Genomic DNA, 17104 nt, shown 5'->3' with positions numbered 1-17104 from the left:
TCGAATGAGCACGACTGCTGCGCCTTCTACTCTGTTGCCTGCTCAGATCGAACGGCGTATCCGCGAGCTCGACGGACACATAGCTGAGTTGCGCGCCTTCGACGTCAGGACGTACTCCGACAACAACAGGTTCGCGCTCGTTGCTTTGCAGGCGGGGATCCGCGACACGCTTGAGAGATGCTTTGGTTACAACACTTCGCGCTACACGCACTTCCAGGCTGCTGGAAGTTTGTACGTGCCTGCGCCGCGGCCGGGCTTTTTCGCCAAGCATAGTGATTTAGAGGTGCGACTTAGGGAAGAAGTGGGCGAGAACGTAGACCGAGCTATCGGACTTCTACAGTCAGCAAGAACGTCAATGCAGGCCGAGCTCGCTGACGTCGAATATGCTCCTACTGAGGATAAGTCACGGAAGGCGCCGCTGTCGCGACGGGTATTTGTCGTTCATGGACACGACGGAGCTGCGCGCGAAACTGTCGCCCGCTTCCTCGAAAGAATTGACTTCGAGCCAGTCATCCTGCACGAACAGGCCAATCAAGGGCGCACGGTGATCGAAAAGATTGAGGCGCACGGCGATGTGCATTTCGCCGTGGTGCTGCTGACGCCCGACGATGCTGGATGCGCGAAGGGGAGCGAACCCGAGCCGCGAGCCAGGCAGAATGTCCTCCTTGAATTGGGCTATTTCATTGGGCGTCTCGGGAGGGAAAGGGTGTGTGCGCTCAAGCGCGGGACGCTGGAAATTCCCAGTGACTTTGCCGGTGTAGTCTGGGAAAAGATGGATGACAGCGGTGGCTGGAAACAGGCCTTGGGACGTGAACTTCAAGCGGCCGGCCATGAGGTTGACTGGAACAAAGTCATGCGGCTATGAACCTGCCCACCACGCTCAATGGCATCGGTGCGCCGCCTCTGGTCATTTTGGCCGGCGAGCGCGCGGGTACCGACCCGGTATTGTTGCGTTCATTCAACAGGCAGCGCTCGGCTAGTTCGGGGATTTGGAGAACCTTGCATGCCCAAAGATACCAATTCGGATAATACAAATGACCATCCGTCGCATAAAAGTCGAAAATGTAAAAGGCGCTAAAGAACTTAATATCGGCGGAAATCCTGCCAAACAAGCCGTCGCTATTAGTTGCACCAAACGGTTTCGGGAAAAGCTCTATAACGGCAGCGTTCGCGAGCTTAAACCAAGCGAGGCTGAAGTTAGACGACGACCCTCTTCATGAGGGCAACAAAGCCAATAAACCGATACTGACCATTGAGCTGAAGAGCGAAGATGGCCAAATCTGCGTTTTGACGGCGGATGAGGCGAAGAATGAAATTTCAAAAGTCCTCGACGTATATGTGATCAACAGCCGGCTACAAGCTAAAGCCGTGAAGAACAACGTAAGTGGATTCACGACTGCGTCGGCCTCGTTAAAAATAAATGAGGTGGTCCTCGTCGATAAAATTCCAGCAGCTGTGCATTTTGTTTATGGGATCGCGGAAACTCGCAAGGCATTCGGGAAGAATGGAAAATTTCTTGAGGGGATTGATTGCATATTGAATAACGCCGCCGCAATCGATGCACTTTCCAATGAGTACGCGACGCTGAACAAATTCTCTGGCGCCAGAATCCAAGATAAATGGGGAGTGATTGCAAGCGAAATTAATATCCAGAACGGGGACGCAAATGGAATTCGTGATTGGATCAAAGTAAACTGTGAAAACAGGCTCAATGAAATATCGTGCTTAAGCCGAATTGCTGATATCGTCATGCAGCATGTTCCGGAGATAAAGGAGCGCGTGGACAGTTTATTTGCTGCATATCAGCTATGTACTCTTTATGGAAAAGATCCAAAACGTTTTCAGGCCGCATGCGTGTATGCTCAATACGTGCGTGACAAAGAAGCGTACAAACAACTCATTTCCTCCTTCGATACGACGTGGAAGAAAATTAAACCGAAAGAGCGCAAGGGTATGTTGATTGTTGAATTTCCTAACGCGCTCCATATTTCAAATGGTCAACGTGATTCACTGACATTCGCGGCAATGATTCAGCGGATCAAGGGCAAAATACGTAAGCGCGATTGCGTCATCATAGTTGACGAAGTTTTTGATTATCTCGATGACGGGAATCTCACGGCTGTTCAGTATTACATATCGAATCTTATCGATGACATGAAAACGGCTGAAAAGCGGATCTACCCGCTCATTTTTACGCACTTGAATCCGGTTTATTTTAAGAATCACGCGTTCCAAGATCAAAAGATATATTTCGTCGACAAACGGGCGCCAGTTATAAACGAGCATTTAAAGAAATTAATTATTCATCGTGGCAACATTTCAATCAAGGCTGGCGTTGAAAGACACCACCTTCACTTCGATCCATCGTCAATAGACCTCCAAAAAGAATTCGCAGCCCTCGGTTTAAAAGAGACTTTGGGGAAATCGGTTAAATTTCACGCTTTCATTGCCGAGGAATGGGGAAAATATAGTAAGGGTGAGGAAAAATATGATCCATTTGCGGTCTGCTGCTACGTTAGAGTAAAAATAGAAGAATTTTATATGAGAAGATTAGCGACCCTGAATCCGGGCAAAGATTTTTAGACACAAACGGAACGCGGAAAAAACTCGATTTCGCGGTGTCTATCGGCACACACATTCCCGAAGTCGCATTTCTATTAGGCGTTATCTACAATGAGGGCTTGCATCTGAAACAACACGTAGACAATTCATCCCCTATCGTCGCAAAGCTGGAAAACTTGGTTATAAGAAAAATGATCCTTGATGCCACTAAACGTTAAGAGATTGACGGTTACATATCGGGCGCGCGCTCCCTACGCGTCATGAACGGTCGAATCAGTAGCACGATCTACAAACCGCTGTTGGTTCACACGATCTGCAAGACGTCCGATAGCTCGACTGTCTCTCGCCAAATTGCGGCGACGCTCGAGTCGTGATTTCTCAGGGCCGGCCGGTGCCCATAGGCGGCCGTAGGACCTAAACAACTCGGGGCATACGGGTACGGTCAGACCTTGGCGTGAAGAGGGGCCAGGTTTGCAGTTCCGTATGTTGGCGAATGAGGCAATCCGCCTCGTTCCACAACAGGAGTTCGATCGTGATGTCCGCAAAGACAAACGTCAGTTGCTGAATCGCTGGCTAATGGTGCGCCAGTCCACGCCACCATCTTCACCAGAGTGAACTTGCCTTGGCTTTGGGCAACGAGAATTCGACTTCCTTCGCGGCCAGCGTGTCTCGTGCTATCGCGACGCACGATGACCGCCCGCGGCGCACGCGGCGGGGCGCGGGCGGGCGCTGCATAGCCGAGGCTCGCGTTCAGAATGGGCAACCGTGAGGTTTCGGGACGTTGAGCGCTTTCTTGACTCCAAGTGAACTCTGCATCGACCAGCATTTGGGGAGCGATCCGGTGTTTGATGTAAGATCTTGTTACAAAGCGGCGCCAGGCCTGCCAAGAGCGACATCAGCTATTTTCGGCACCAAGAGAAGCACGGCTTGGGGTTGAAATTTGATGTCTACCCCGCACATCGGCGTTGCGGAAAGTTAATTTATAAGTTAAGTTCGGGGCTATGATTCGAGCACGCAAACTGACCCTAAAAGAGCTGATTGGCCTGATTGGAGACCCGGCTATCAACCTGCCAGGTCTCCAGCCGACGGCGGCGAAGCAGCGGTGGGATGTCGCCCTTATTTGTGGTGCGGGTGATTACACGGCCAGTCGTTTTTCGAAAACCGTTAAGGATTTTGTCGACTCGGCGGAGAAGAAGTCTAATTACTTGGTGATGGTGCGTGCATTATTTCATGCCGTTCAGGTCGATCATTATCAGAAAACCTTGAAGGAAGATACGCCGGTAAATGTCAAGGTCGCACATGATTTTAAGTTTCAATCCAAGACCGTAAATCTTTGGGAAATAAAGTATCAGAATAAGGATAGGATTTACTTTTATCCAGTTAGTTCTGGTGACATTAAGATAATTTTCCTGCTAATGGCATATCATAAAAAAGATCAAAATACGCCAAATGAGGTAAAGACGCCATGTACACGAGAGATCAAAGAGTTGATCACTGGTTTGGCGGAAATTAAGTTTATTTGAGAGGTGAGTAAAATGGCGAAGAGCAATGCGGAATTTGCTGCGGAAATTAAGGAAAAGGCCGCGATCTGGGGCGCTGTACGTAAACTCGATCCCATGCTTCAGCTGAAAACCGCCATGCGAAACAAAAATTTGAAGAATGTCGATATTGCGGAGCGGCTTTGCGTGTCCGAAGCCAATATTTCTCGAATTTTGAAGGGTCGGGGCAATGTGACTCTTGACACGCTTTATATGCTTGCTGATGCCGTCGAAACGGAGCTTTTCATTTCCATTGGAAATTCCGGCACTGTTGCGGCGGGCGATGGAGGGGAAACGCGCGAGGGCGACGGAGAGTTGATGACGATCGGTGCTGAAGGAAGTGGGGGTAGTGACGGAATCGAATTCTTCCAATCTCCCGATAACGTGATTAGACTGGTACCACGATGGAAGCAGGCTGAGCGTCATCGCGTACACCAAGAAACGGGTGATACGCAGGATGAAACCCGTGTTGCGTTTGGTTGAACGTGCCGAGTTTAATATGAAACCCGCTTCGCTTTCACTTGATCGGCTTGAATTCACCAAAATTCATGTCGCGGCAAATCCCAAATACGATCCCGGTTCGGAAGAAGCGAACTGTGCTTATCCACAAATTAATTTCAATTTCTCTGGAGTTAACTTCGTTCGTCGGACGCGGGTCAATTTTCCTGACGAGGAGGCAGCGGATCCGCGTCATTTCCAAGTCGTTTTTTCTATGACCGCCTTGGAAAAGGATCAAGAGAAGAAGACTCTCCCATATGAGTTTGATGTAGAAGTGATCGCCTATCTGACATATTTGGGCAGCGAAATGCATGGTGTCGATCGATTCAAGGCTGTGCGTTATTCCGCTTATCCGATGCTGTACGGTGCGATTCGGGAGATGCTCTCGACGACCAGTGCACGGAGTTCACATGGCATGTTGCAGCTTCCGAGCGCTGATTTCCGAAAGTCGGCGTTGTCCGATGCAGAGAAAGATGAAGAGCGACGCTTGGCTCTGCTGGAACCTAACGCGACGATGCCCGCTCAGGTAGCGGACTCTTCTTCGGCAGAAAAGAAAGTTGCAGTCAAGAAGTCGAGAAAAAAGCTGAGCGGGGACAAAAGTAGGAGCTGATAGCGTGGCTGTGAGCTCCAGACTTCCAAGAAGTGCAGCTTGAGGGGGACATTGCGCAGATCCACTATCACCTGTCGCTGATTAGGGATGCTGGCCTCGTCGATATTGGAGCGTGCGCCCGCTGGTCGGGTTCGGCTCCCGCACCTCGCGGGTTGGCCACGCGGCGACCGTTCGTTTCTGAAATCTGACAACGGAACTGCGACGGCTCTATCAATCGGATGGGCCGTTACGGGGGCGAAGCCGACGCCTGAACGTTCGACCGACGACGCCTGCAACCAGCGGCGTATGGCCGAATCCGCCCGACGGCGGGCGGTCCCAGCCGGTGACGCGTACATCCCTCGGTCAGATTGACACGCTAGAGGAGGAGGTCCGGCGGCTGGACCGCAACATACGCGAAGCGCAGCAAGCTGGTGAGCACAAGTCGGCCGCGCCGGCCTTACCGAGCACACGTACGCCTTCGTGCCCTTGAGCTGGTCTACTTCCCGCTGGTTATAACAGGCACGCCTGAAAGCGCAAGTATCGAGTGCTAGCCAAGAAAACGGTGGCTTTCTGAACACGGCCGAGCTATCGTCGGGTCGCCTCGTTACAGCCCATTCGTCTGTTAAAATTCCCATCAATTATTCAACGTCCGGCAACTGTCAATGAATCAACGGATCGGCTACGCCCGCGTTTCGACAGATGACCAAAACTTAGACCTGCAGCGCGACGCACTATGCTCGTCGGGGGTTGCTTCCATCTACGAAGAAAAGGCCAGCGGCACGGCCGCTGTTCAGCAGGAACTCGACCATTGTCTTAAAGCGCTGCGGGCCGGCGATACGCTCGTGGTGTGGCGGCTGCACCGGCTTGGCCGAAGTCTGCCCGACCTTGTGCGCATAGTTGCTGGATTAGCAGAGAAGGGGGTCGGCTTCGAAAGCATCACCGAAAAGGTCGAAACCTCCAGTGCGGCGGGGAAGCTGGTCTTCCATGTGTTCGCGGCGTTGGCAGAGTTCGAGCGCAACCTGATCCGGGAGCGCACACGTGCGGGCTTGAACGCCGCGCGTGCGCGAGGTCGTGCCGGTGGACGCAAGCCGAAGCTGGATGCGCGACAAATTAGGGAGATAAAGCGCCTGATGTCTGACCCGACAATTCCTGTCGGTCAAATCGCGGAGCGCTACAAGGTCTCGCGCACAACCATCTATAAGGTGGCACCCCGCATCCAGGGCGCAGCTGTTTAGCGCCTACACGAGTGCGAGCGCGGCGAGGCCTCACCGGCAAGATGTCTCATGAACAGAATAGAACGTCAGCAGGTGATCTGAAGCCGTGAAACTCATAAATAACAGTGGTTCAGACCGCGTCATCGACTTAATGCGCCCACACCTAGAGCCGGGGCATATGCTTGGCTGCGTCACGCCGTCGTTTTCGTTGTTTGCGTTTTCCGAGCTGCGCGACGCGTTGGCCAAGCTGGGTAGCGTGCAGCTCATCCTGCCTTCCGTCAATGACCAGCTCAATTTCCTTGGCGACGAGGGTGACCGCGCAGCGCGCAATCGGCTGCAATCACGCTGGCTGGCCAATCAGTGTGCACAATGGCTAGCCGGCAAGGTAGAGTTGCGCCGGGCACACAGTCGGGTGCCGCAGGGCGCTGCGGTCATGCGCGCGCCAAACGGCACTGCCGACCAAGCGGTGTTGGGTTCGTTCGCGTTCAGCACAGAGGGCTTGGGCCTGACGCCCGGCAACCCGCTGAACTTGATTCAGGCTTCCGAGTCGCCTGACGAGGCGGCTCAGCTAGCTCGATGGCTTGACCAGCAGTGGGCCTCGCTGCAGGCGCAGCCCGACAGCCGGCCAGCCTTAATCGAGGTCCTCCAAGACATGGGCCGGCACCGCGCGGCTTTTACGATATATGCCGCGATCCTAAATCACCTGTTCAGGGATCGGGGCGACGAGATGGACGAGGAGCGAATCGTCAAGTCGGCCACCGGAATCCGCAACACCGTCGTCTGGAAGAAGCTGTTTAAGTTTCAGCGCGATGGCGTCGTCGGTGCTATCGACAAGCTGGCCCGCTTCGGCGGCTGCATCATCGCGGATAGCGTGGGTCTAGGAAAAACGTTCGAGGCCTTGGCTGTCATCAAGTATCACGAGCTGCGTAACGACCGCGTGCTAGTGCTAGCGCCCAAGCGTCTGCGCGATAACTGGACGCTCTACAAGGCCAACGACAAACGGAACGCTCTAGCGGCTGACCGGTTCAATTACGACGTGCTGAACCACACCGACCTGTCGCGTGACAGCGGCAGCTCCGGTGACATCGATCTGACCCACGTAAACTGGGGCAACTACGACCTCGTAGTCATCGACGAGAGTCATAACTTTCGCAACAAGAAGTCCCCACGCCAAGGCACCGAGACCCGGTACGACCGGCTCATGCGCAAGATCGTCAAAGAGGGCGTCAAAACGCGCGTACTCATGTTGTCGGCAACGCCTGTGAACAATCGCTTAGCCGACCTGAAGAATCAGATCGCCTTTGTCACTGAGGGCGACGACACTGCGATGGCGGAGCATGGCATCGACAGCATCGAGCAGACCACTCGCCGGGCGCAAACCCAGTTTAACCGGTGGCTGGACATGGACGAGGACGAGCGCACGCCGGCCCACTTGGTCGAAATGCTGGGCTTCGACTACTTTACCCTACTGGACCACTTGACCATTGCGCGATCGCGTCGGCACGTCGAAAAGTATTACGGTACGACAGAGACCGGCAAGTTCCCGGATCGTCTGCCTCCAATTAACATCAAGGCCGACGTGGACTTGGCGGGCCAGTTCCACGCCATCAAGGACATTAACCTCGAAATCCGGCGTCTGAACCTGGCCAGCTACGCGCCGCTGCGCTATGTATTGCCTCACAAGCAAGCGGCCTATGACGCCAAATACAGCACTGAAATCAGGGGCGGCGAGAGCTTCTTCCGCCAAGCTGACCGCGAAGAGAGCCTGATCCACCTGCTGCGGGTCAATGTTCTCAAGCGCATGGAGAGTGCCGTGTCTTCGTTTTCGCTGACGCTTCAGCGACAGCTCAAAGACGTGGAAGCAGTGTTGGCTCACATCGGAAATCACGACGAAGACATCGAGGAAATCGACATCGCCGACGTGGACGTCGACGACCCCGCTTTTGAGTCCCTATTGGTTGGGCGAAAGGTCAAGGTATTGCTAAGCGACGTAGATCTGATCCGATGGAAGCAAGATCTCATAGAGGATCACAACCGCCTGGCCACGTTGTTGGCCGCTGCCCAACAGGTGGACACGGCGCGCGACGCCAAGCTGGCAAAACTGCGGGACATGATTGAGCAGAAATGCAGCCGACCCATCAACGCCGGCAATCGCAAAATCATCGTCTTCACCGCGTTTGCGGACACTGCGCAATATCTGTACGCCGACCTGGCGCCGTGGGCCAAAAGCGTGCTTGGCATCGACGTTGGCTTGGTCACTGGCGGTGCAGGTATTCAGACCACTTTGTCCGGCCTGCGCAAGAGCATGAGCAGCGTGCTTTCGGCGTTTGCGCCGCGCGCCAAGGAGAGGCCGGCCGATATGGAAGACGAGGGCGAAATCGATCTGCTTATCGCCACCGACTGCATTTCCGAGGGGCAGAACCTGCAGGACTGCGATTGGCTAGTGAACTACGACATCCATTGGAATCCCGTACGGATCATCCAAAGGTTCGGACGCATTGATCGCATCGGATCGCCTAATCAGAACATTCAGCTCGTGAACTTTTGGCCCAACATGGAGCTCGAGGAATACATTGGCTTGGAGCAGCGCGTCAGTGGGCGCATGGTGCTGCTGGATGTCTCGGCCACTGGTGAAGAAAACCTCATCGAGCAACAGTCGGGCAACCCGATGAACGACTTGGAGTATCGGCGTAAGCAGTTGCTCAAGCTGCAGGATACGGTCATTGATATGGAAGACCTGAGCAACGGCGTGTCCATTACAGATCTGACTTTGACCGACTTCCGCATCGACTTGGCGCAATACCTCAAGGAGCATCCCGGCCAGCTTGACACCCTACCACTTGGCACCTATGCCGTGACCACCAGCATTGATGCGGACATCGCTCCGGGCATAATCTTCTGCCTGCGCGCTGAGGGTGCTGTCGCCGCCAAGGGCCACCAATCGGACTACCCTTTAGCACCGATCTACTTGGCCCACGTTGGCGATGACGGCGCCGTGCTATTGCCCTATCCCCAGGCGAAGCGCATTCTGGATAGGCTCAAGCGCCTAGCGCTCGGGCGTGAGCTTCCTGACGACGGAGCTTGCGGCAAATTCGACAAGAACACCCGGCAGGGCGAGGACATGCGGCACACGCAGAAGCTACTGGCCGCCGCAGTAGCGTCCGTGGTGGGCAAAAACGAAGAGCGCGCCGTGGCTAGCCTGTTTTCTCCCGGTGGCACCCATGCGATGAGAGGCGAGTTTGCCGGTACCAATGATTTTGAGGTGGCCGCCTTCCTCGTAATTTTGCCAGAGTCAACTACATGACAGGGCAGGCGCTCACAAGCTTGCTGATTTCGGCGTTGGCGTTGCCGGTAAGTTGCCGCGTGAACCAACGTGTCCCGAAGAAGATGCTGATTGAGAATGGTGCACCGACCAGTGCCGACAAGCGTCTTATTAACGACACTATTGAGGAAGTTCAATGGGTCGCAGCGTTGAAACCGAATACGGTAGGCGTGGCCGAATATCGCGACAATGAGCGCGAATATTTGGAGGTGGCGGTGTTGAGCATTACTGCTCGTCATCCCGCGCAAGGCGACGGTAGAGGCGCAGCGAAGAGGCCCGCCAACGCGACTCGCCTGGCCGAGCTAGTGCACCGCGCCGTGCCTTATCCCGTGCTGTTACTGCTGGCCGCGCCGCAGGGCGTGTTTCTGTCTTTGGCGCACAAGCGCTGGGCGCAAAACGAGATCGGCAAAGTGGTGCTGGACGGCGAGCCAGTCACTGCGAACCTCACCCTTGATCTTGAGGCAGAACACCCCTTCGCTCAGGCTTTGGCGTTGGACCACCAACCCCAGAACAGTCTGCTGGTCCTTTATCAAGGCTGGCTCGACTGTGTGACCGACTGGCATGCCGCGCAGTACACCGGCACTTTCACGATGAGCGACACCCCCGCTCAAGCCGCTGCGCGCCGAGAAGCCCTCCGCAACTGCCAACGACTGGAATCGGAACGCGCCCGCCTGCGTTCGCTGGCAGCGAAGGAAAAGCAGATGGCTAGGCAGGTGGACCTGAACCTTGCGCTCAAGCGCGTCAATGCCGAGCTGGCATCAGCGCGAGAACAACTTTAAACACCAAGAGTATGACGAACCTGATGATGCAAAAGTTAGAAGCTACGAGCCCGGAGACCAAGTCTGCCGATTTGGTGGCTAGCAACATCGAACAGATCAAGGCGTTGTTCCCCGAACTGATCACCGAAGGCCTCCACGGCGTAGCCGTGAACGTGGATGCACTCAAGACGCTTGTGGGCGACCAAACTGTCACCGATGCTGACGAGAAGTATGGGCTGAATTGGCACGGCAAACGTCGGGCGCGTCAGCTGGCGCTGACGCCAAGCACAGGCACGCTGCGCCCGTGCCCGGATGAAAGCGTCAATTGGGACAACACCAAGAACCTGATGATCGAGGGCGACAACCTCGAAGTGCTCAAGCTGCTGCAAAAGAGCTTCTCAGGAAAGGTCAAGATGATCTACATCGACCCGCCTTACAACACTGGCAAGGATTTCGTCTACCCGGACAACTTCCAGGACAGCATCAAGAACTATCTTGAGCTAACAGGACAGGTTGACGGCGACCGAAGAATCAGCAGCAACGCAGAAACCAGCGGGCGATTCCATACTGACTGGCTAAACATGATCTACCCACGCCTCAAGCTCGCTCAGAAGCTGCTTGCCCCTGACGGAGTTATTTTCGTATCTGTGGATGATGCCGAGCAGGCCTCGTTGCGCAAATGCCTCGACGAGATTTTTGGGGAAGAAAACTTTATCGAGCAGTTTATTTGGAAGAAGAGCTACGGCGGTGGCGCGAAGGAGCGGTATGCCGTTACGCAGCACGAGTATTGCTTAATGTATGCGCGCGATATTGCATGTGTGGATCCACTCTGGCTTTCACCGGATCCAGAAGCTGAAGTGCGCTACTACGAAGGGCGAGACGAGCATTTCGAAACGAAAGGCCCGTTCCGTCTCAAGCCGCTCGAAGCAACAAAGAGTATGGATAGGCGAGAAAATTTAATCTACCCTGTACGAGCACCCGACGGCACAGAGGTTCTTCCCAAAAGGCAGTGGTGGTGGAGTCGCGCCCGAACAGAAAAAGTACAAGCAGAGGGCGGGCTTCATTTTTCTAAGCGAGCTGACGATTGGACGGTCTCCTACAAGCAATACTTGATTGGCGAAGACGGTGAGAAGCGTGGCGCAAAACCATTCTCCATCTTCGATGGACCTTACACGCAGCACGGAACAGCAGAGATACGTGCGATGTTCGATGACGAGGTTGTCTTCTCTTTCCCGAAGCCTACCAAGTTGTTGATGAAGTTGCTCGAGTTCGGCAGTGAAAAAGAAAGCATCGTTGTGGACTTCTTCGCCGGTTCTGGCTCTCTTGGTGAAGCTGTGATGGCACAGAACGCTCAGGATGGCGGCAACCGTCGGTTTATCCTGGTCCAATTGCCGGAACCGCTTGACCCCGATGCAAAGGAGCAGTCAGTTGCGGCCGCCTATTGCGACAAATTGCAACGCCCAAGAAAAATAACCGAACTCACGAAGGAGCGCCTAAGGCGTGCGGGGAGTCGAATCGCGGTTGATAACCCAATATTCACGGGGGACAACGGATTCCGGGTGTTCAAACTAGATTCATCGAACATACGAGCGTGGAATCCCAATCCTGCGGACTTGGACCAGACACTTTTCGACCATGAAGAGCATTTGATAGACGGTCGTGGCGAGGCGGATGTCCTCTACGAGCTTCTTCTAAAGCGCGGGCTTGATCTTTGTGTTCCAATTTCTTCTCACCTTGTCCACGGCAAGAATGTCTGTTCCGTGGGCGGTGGTGTGTTGCTGGCTTGCCTAGTGGCGTCAATCGGGGTTGACGAGGTGGAGGCATTGGCACAAGGCATCGTAATGCTGCACAAAGAGCTTGCTCCGGTTGGAGAGACGACTTGTGTGTTCCGCGACAGCGCATTCGCCGACGACGTGGCGAAGACCAACATCGCCGCGATCCTGGAGCAGAACGGCATCCAGAACGTGCGGAGTCTGTGAGGGGCGATCGATGAAACTACACTTCGAACCCAACCTCGACTATCAGCTTCAGGCCATCGAGGCCGTCTGCGACCTGTTCAGGGGGCAGGAGGTTTGTCGCACCGAATTCACGGTGACTATGAAGCTCCCGGATCAGCAATTGACGCTGGGTGTTGCGGAGACCGATCTTGGCGTCGGCAACCGGCTGACGCTTCTCGACGATCAACTGCTTCAGAACCTGCGCGACGTGCAACTTCGTGGTGGCTTGGCGCCATCCAGCGTGCTGACGTCTGGCGACTTCACTGTGGAGATGGAGACCGGTACGGGCAAGACCTACGTGTACCTGCGCACGATATTCGAATTGAATAAGCGCTACGGCTTCACCAAGTTCGTTATCGTCGTCCCCTCGGTTGCGATTAAAGAAGGCGTCTACAAGTCGCTTCAGATCACCGAAGACCACTTCAAGGGAATCTATGCCGGCGTGCCAGTGGACTTCTTTTTGTACGACTCCAGCAAGCCGGGACCTGTGCGCAACTTTGCCACCAGCTCCAACATCCAAGTGATGGTCGTGACGGTTGGCGCAATCAACAAGAAGGACGTTAATAACCTTTACAAGGACAGCGAGAAGACGGGCGGTGAGAAACCCATTGACCTGATCAAGGCGACGCGGCCTATCGTCATCGTCGATGAGCCGCAGAGCGTGGACGGGGGGCTGACGGGAGCCGGCAAGACCGCGCTGGACGCCATGAACCCGCTGTGCACGCTGCGCTACTCGGCCACTCACGCGAACAAGCACCACATGGTGTTCCGGCTCGATGCGCTGGACGCCTATGAACGCAAGCTGGTCAAGCAAATTGAGGTTGCTGCGGCAACCATCGAGGACGCCCACAACAAGGCTTTCGTGCGGCTGGTGTCAGTCAGCAACAAGCGTGGGACTATCAGTGCCAAGGTCGAGCTTCATGTGAAGACCGCTTCGGGGGTGAGGCCGCGCGAGGTGCTTGTCTACCACGGCGATGACCTACAGCAGTCCGCCGAGGGCCGCGAGATTTACGCTAATTTTCGCGTCGGCGAAATCAACACGGCGAAGGGCGAAGAGTTCTTGGAGCTGCGGTATCCGGGCGGCGAAGTCAAGCTGGCCGTCGGTCAAACGTTCGGCGATGTTGGTGCATTGGCGGTGCAGCGCGAGATGATTCGCCGCACCATCCGCGAACACCTAGACAAGGAGACGGTGCTCCGGCCGAAAGGTATCAAAGTACTGTCGCTGTTCTTTATCGACTCTGTGGAGCGTTACCGTCAGTACGACGCCGATGGCAATGCGGTGAAAGGCGACTACGCCCGCATCTTTGAGGAAGAGTACCGGCGCGCTGCCAAACTGCCGGCTTACCAAAGCCTGTTCGCCGAAGTGAACCTGGCCCATGCCGCAGAAGACGTGCACAACGGTTACTTTTCCGTCGACAAAAGGGGCGGCTGGTCTGACACGACCGAGAACAACGCCGGCAATCGCGAGAACGCTGAGCGGGCCTATAACCTCATCATGAAGGACAAGGAGAAGCTGCTTGCCCTCGACACGCCGCTGAAGTTCATATTTTCGCACTCGGCACTGAAGGAGGGTTGGGACAATCCCAACGTGTTCCAGATTTGCACTCTCCGAGAGATGGGCACCGAGCGCGAGCGCCGGCAGACCATTGGCCGGGGTCTGCGGCTGTGCGTGGATCAAAACGGTGACCGTGTGCACGGCTTCGAGGTGAACCGCCTGACGGTTATCGCCACGGAGTCTTACGAGCAGTTTGCCGAGAATTTGCAGAAGGAGATTGAGGCCGACACTGGCATTCGCTTCGGCGTGCTGGAGCAACATCAATTCGCCATTATCGCCGTCAAGGCGGCCGATGGCACGCTGTCGCCGTTGGGCGTCGATAAGTCCAAGTTCCTGTGGGATCACCTGAAGGCGACTGGACACATTGATGCAAAGGGCAAGGTGCAGGACTCACTGAAGCTGGCGTTGAAGAACGACACACTGGCACTGCCAGAGGCATTCGAAGCCCAGCGTGCGCAAATATCGGAAGTGCTACGCAAGGTATGTGGCCGACTCATCGTGGAAGACGCGGCCAGACGAGAAGCGGTGCCGTTGCGCAAGGGCAAGGACGGAAAGGCTGTCTATCTGTCTGAGGCCTTCAAAGCGCTGTGGGACCGCATCAAGCATCAGACGACTTACCGTGTGCAGTTCGACAACGCCAAGCTCCTCGATGACTGTATCGCCGGGCTGAAGAAGGCACCGCCGGTCGCCAGGGCCCGGCTGCAGTGGCGCAAGGCCGACATCGCCATTGGCAAGGCCGGCGTGCGGGCTACCGAGAAGGACGGCGCCGCCACCGTGGTGCTGGACGAGTCCGACATCGAGTTGCCGGACCTACTGACTGACCTTCAGGATCGAACCCAACTCACCCGCCGCAGCATCATCACCATCCTGACCGACAGCGGGCGGCTGCTTGACTTCAAGCGGAATCCGCAACAGTTCATCGAGCAGACGGCTGAGGTTATCAACCGCTGCAAGCGGTTGGCACTGGTGGACGGCATCAAGTACCAGAAGATTGGCGAGGAGCACTATTATGCCCAGGAGCTGTTCGCCAAGGACGAGCTGACGGGCTATCTGCGCAACATGCTGCTGGATGCGAAGCGCTCGATCTACGAGCACGTCATCTACGATTCGGACACTGAGCGCAAGTTTGCCGAGTCGCTGGAGACGAACGACGGCGTGGTGCTCTACGCTAAGCTGCCGGGCTGGTTCAAGGTGCCTACCCCGCTGGGATCTTACAATCCCGACTGGGCCATTCTGTTCGACCAAGACGGCGCGCAGCGGCTGTATTTCGTTGTAGAGACGAAGAGCAGTCTGTTCGCCGATGATCTGCGCAGCAAGGAGGAAGCTAAGATCGAGTGCGGCAAGGCTCACTTCGCTGCGCTGGATCAGGGCGAGAACCCTGCGCGTTATGTCGTGGCCGCTTCGTTCGGCGATGTGCTCAGGGCGATGGAGTAATCTCGTCGCTTTCAACGACTCCCCGTCCCAGCATTGGCGCGGGCATGACGCTCTGAAAGCTGTCGCGGAGTTACGACCGTCTCCTTGCTAGATCCTCGGCCCTTGGATGGTAGTAACGCATCAACATCCGAGGGTCTTTGTGGCCCGTTATCTTCGTCAGCTCGTGCATGGGAAAAATCGATGCCAAGCGAGAGGTTGCCTCGTGTCGGAGGTCGTGAAAGCGAAGGTCCGTCAGGAATTTGCCGTCGGGTCTCCGCTGGGTAGCCGTGGTCTCATCGATGTAAAGCTTTCGAGCGCGCGCTACTGCGCGCTCGAAAGCTCTCGTGACGGCGTCGCTGCGAATCTCGAACACTCGGTTGGCGTCGACTCCGTCGATTTCGCTTGTATCATCCTTGGCGCGATCCCGCGCGTCTTTCAGCGCTTGTAGAACCGCAACGGCGCGCGAAGATAGTGGTACGTCGCGGGCGTCTCCGTTTTTCGTCGACGGCAGGTGCACGACGCGTCGTTTTAGGTCCACGTTCGCCCACAATAGGGACACGATCTCACCCCGGCGCATCGCGGTTTCGACGGCCAACCAGATGATGGATGGAAGCAGCGCCGAACCGCTAGCCTTGGCGACCCGTTCGAGCTCGTCGTCTTTCGTCCCACGTTGCGAGTCAGACTCTTCTCCGTCTACTGTGCTGACAAATGCGTTGTTCACAGCAATGCGCCGTGTGCGAGCGTTGTTCGGCTGCGGCTTGCGGATCAGCTCGACCGGATTCGACAGGCTGTCCATGCCCCATTCTTTGCGGGCGATGTTGAACACATGGGACAGAACCGCCAAGCGGCGTAGGACTGTCGCGGGTTTATATTCCTTGAGCCACTCGTCCCTGAGCTTTGCTATGTCCGCGCTGCGAATCGTTGCTAGTGGCCGCTTTGCGAGGTCAAGCGCCTTGTAGGTCTTTAGAACGGACAATTCCTGCGCGGCCCCCTTCTTGGTCAGCGAGATCTCGTCCTCGTAGCGTCTCAGTGCCTCATACAGCGTTGTCGTCTCGGCCTCGCTGCGGCTAACCCATATTCCGCGCGACATTTCCGATTCGATCATTCCGGCCCAAGCTTCCGCCTCCGCCTTTGTATGGAAGGTCTTGCTTTGCGCTGGGTAGCCGCGACGGCGTACCTGCGCCTCCCATTGATATTGTCCACGCTTCCGTATGGTCGGCATTTTTCTAGGCGCTTGCTCATTCTAAGTGTGGCAAGATTGTGGCAAATATTGGTCTTTAACGCCATAAGCCATGAATAGTATAGCGCTGTTTTTACATTCGCAATGCGAAGGTCGGGAGTTCGATCCTCCTCCTCTCCACCACGAATTCTTATCTAACTGAAGAGCAAGGCAATCTTGCCCGCGTCGTCATCGGATTTGGCTTGGTGTCCCGAATGGGTGTCCCAACGCGATCCGGCGAATGGCCTTCAAACTTCCTGCACATCTTCACCGCAACCGCTACGGCACGCTGTATTTCCGGCTGACCGTTTAGACTTGCGCCCATTAATCGGACAGGCGGAGATTTACCGCAGTCTTGGCACAGCCAGCGTTCGGCATGCCGCCGATAGCGCTCAGACCCTCAGGATCGCGCTGCAGCGGCTTTTCGAGGAGTTGAAGG

The 17104-nt window shown here is 55.5% G+C and carries 12 protein-coding genes and 1 pseudogene; 12 read left to right on the top strand and 1 reads right to left on the bottom strand.

From position 1 onward, the window contains the following. Positions 1–4: 4 nt before the first annotated feature. From AWB70_RS38930 to AWB70_RS02585, 11 genes are all read left to right on the top strand, one after another. Positions 5–865, top strand: a complete 861-nt coding sequence (locus AWB70_RS38930; protein ID WP_053567573.1) for a TIR domain-containing protein — start codon at positions 5–7, stop codon at positions 863–865. A 169-nt stretch (positions 866–1034) separates the two neighbouring features. Then, positions 1035–1220 (top strand): hypothetical protein, encoded by a 186-nt coding sequence (locus AWB70_RS38175; protein ID WP_143281599.1) that lies wholly within the window; start codon positions 1035–1037, stop codon positions 1218–1220. Between the two features lie 148 nt (positions 1221–1368). Next, positions 1369–2583, top strand: a complete 1215-nt coding sequence (locus AWB70_RS02630; protein ID WP_143281598.1) for a hypothetical protein — start codon at positions 1369–1371, stop codon at positions 2581–2583. 980 nt (positions 2584–3563) lie between these two features. Continuing rightward, entirely contained in the window at positions 3564–4085 is a 522-nt protein-coding gene (locus AWB70_RS02625) for a hypothetical protein (RefSeq protein WP_053567240.1), read from the top strand. A 12-nt stretch (positions 4086–4097) separates the two neighbouring features. Then, a complete protein-coding gene (locus AWB70_RS02620) occupies positions 4098–4583 on the top strand; it encodes a helix-turn-helix domain-containing protein (RefSeq protein ID WP_053567241.1) in 486 nt (161 codons plus the stop codon). Then, positions 4558–5208 (top strand): hypothetical protein, encoded by a 651-nt coding sequence (locus tag AWB70_RS38170; RefSeq protein ID WP_152979130.1) that lies wholly within the window; start codon positions 4558–4560, stop codon positions 5206–5208. The genes AWB70_RS02620 and AWB70_RS38170 overlap by 26 nt, the downstream gene beginning before the upstream one ends. Positions 5209–5849: 641 nt before the next feature. Beyond that, a complete protein-coding gene (locus tag AWB70_RS02605) occupies positions 5850–6422 on the top strand; it encodes a recombinase family protein (RefSeq protein ID WP_053567244.1) in 573 nt (190 codons plus the stop codon). An 85-nt stretch (positions 6423–6507) separates the two neighbouring features. Then, the gene (locus AWB70_RS02600; protein WP_053567245.1) at positions 6508–9705 is read left to right on the top strand and encodes a helicase-related protein; all 3198 of its coding nucleotides are present in this window, start codon (positions 6508–6510) and stop codon (positions 9703–9705) included. Then, positions 9702–10502, top strand: a complete 801-nt coding sequence (locus tag AWB70_RS02595; RefSeq protein ID WP_053567246.1) for a DUF4391 domain-containing protein — start codon at positions 9702–9704, stop codon at positions 10500–10502. Before AWB70_RS02600 ends, AWB70_RS02595 begins: the two co-directional genes overlap by 4 nt. Before the next feature lie 23 nt (positions 10503–10525). After that, positions 10526–12460 (top strand): site-specific DNA-methyltransferase, encoded by a 1935-nt coding sequence (locus AWB70_RS02590; RefSeq protein ID WP_200826396.1) that lies wholly within the window; start codon positions 10526–10528, stop codon positions 12458–12460. 10 nt (positions 12461–12470) lie between these two features. Next, positions 12471–15467 (top strand): type III restriction-modification system endonuclease, encoded by a 2997-nt coding sequence (locus AWB70_RS02585; protein WP_053567247.1) that lies wholly within the window; start codon positions 12471–12473, stop codon positions 15465–15467. Positions 15468–15537: 70 nt separating this feature from the next. Here the strand turns inward: AWB70_RS02585 and AWB70_RS02580 are convergent, their stop codons facing one another. Further along, a complete protein-coding gene (locus tag AWB70_RS02580; protein WP_053567248.1) occupies positions 15538–16668 on the bottom strand; it encodes a site-specific integrase in 1131 nt (376 codons plus the stop codon). Positions 16669–16884: 216 nt separating this feature from the next. On the opposite strand from AWB70_RS02580, the pseudogene AWB70_RS39675 reads away from it, so the two are divergent. Then, positions 16885–17091 (top strand): annotated as a pseudogene (locus tag AWB70_RS39675) (DUF6538 domain-containing protein); the annotation flags it as partial. Between the last annotated feature and the right edge of the window lie 13 nt (positions 17092–17104).

Origin of the sequence: Caballeronia cordobensis (assembly GCF_001544575.2) — a bacterium.
GTDB classification, from domain to species: Bacteria; Pseudomonadota; Gammaproteobacteria; order Burkholderiales; family Burkholderiaceae; genus Caballeronia; species Caballeronia cordobensis.
The sequence above is the reverse complement of the archived record's forward strand: the minus strand, read 5'-3'. Positions and strand labels throughout refer to the sequence as shown.

Bases quoted from the DNA above. Each gene is read 5' to 3' on its own strand.
- AWB70_RS38930 (WP_053567573.1), top strand. From the start codon at position 5: ATGAGCACGACTGCTGCGCCTTCTACTCTGTTGCCTGCTCAGATCGAA.
- AWB70_RS38175 (WP_143281599.1), top strand. From the start codon at position 1,035: ATGACCATCCGTCGCATAAAAGTCGAAAATGTAAAAGGCGCTAAAGAA.
- AWB70_RS02625 (WP_053567240.1), top strand. From the start codon at position 3,564: ATGATTCGAGCACGCAAACTGACCCTAAAAGAGCTGATTGGCCTGATT.
- AWB70_RS02620 (WP_053567241.1), top strand. From the start codon at position 4,098: ATGGCGAAGAGCAATGCGGAATTTGCTGCGGAAATTAAGGAAAAGGCC.
- AWB70_RS38170 (WP_152979130.1), top strand. From the start codon at position 4,558: ATGAAACCCGTGTTGCGTTTGGTTGAACGTGCCGAGTTTAATATGAAA.
- AWB70_RS02605 (WP_053567244.1), top strand. From the start codon at position 5,850: ATGAATCAACGGATCGGCTACGCCCGCGTTTCGACAGATGACCAAAAC.
- AWB70_RS02595 (WP_053567246.1), top strand. From the start codon at position 9,702: ATGACAGGGCAGGCGCTCACAAGCTTGCTGATTTCGGCGTTGGCGTTG.
- AWB70_RS02590 (WP_200826396.1), top strand. From the start codon at position 10,526: ATGATGCAAAAGTTAGAAGCTACGAGCCCGGAGACCAAGTCTGCCGAT.
- AWB70_RS02585 (WP_053567247.1), top strand. From the start codon at position 12,471: ATGAAACTACACTTCGAACCCAACCTCGACTATCAGCTTCAGGCCATC.
- AWB70_RS02580 (WP_053567248.1), bottom strand. From the start codon at position 16,668: ATGCCGACCATACGGAAGCGTGGACAATATCAATGGGAGGCGCAGGTA.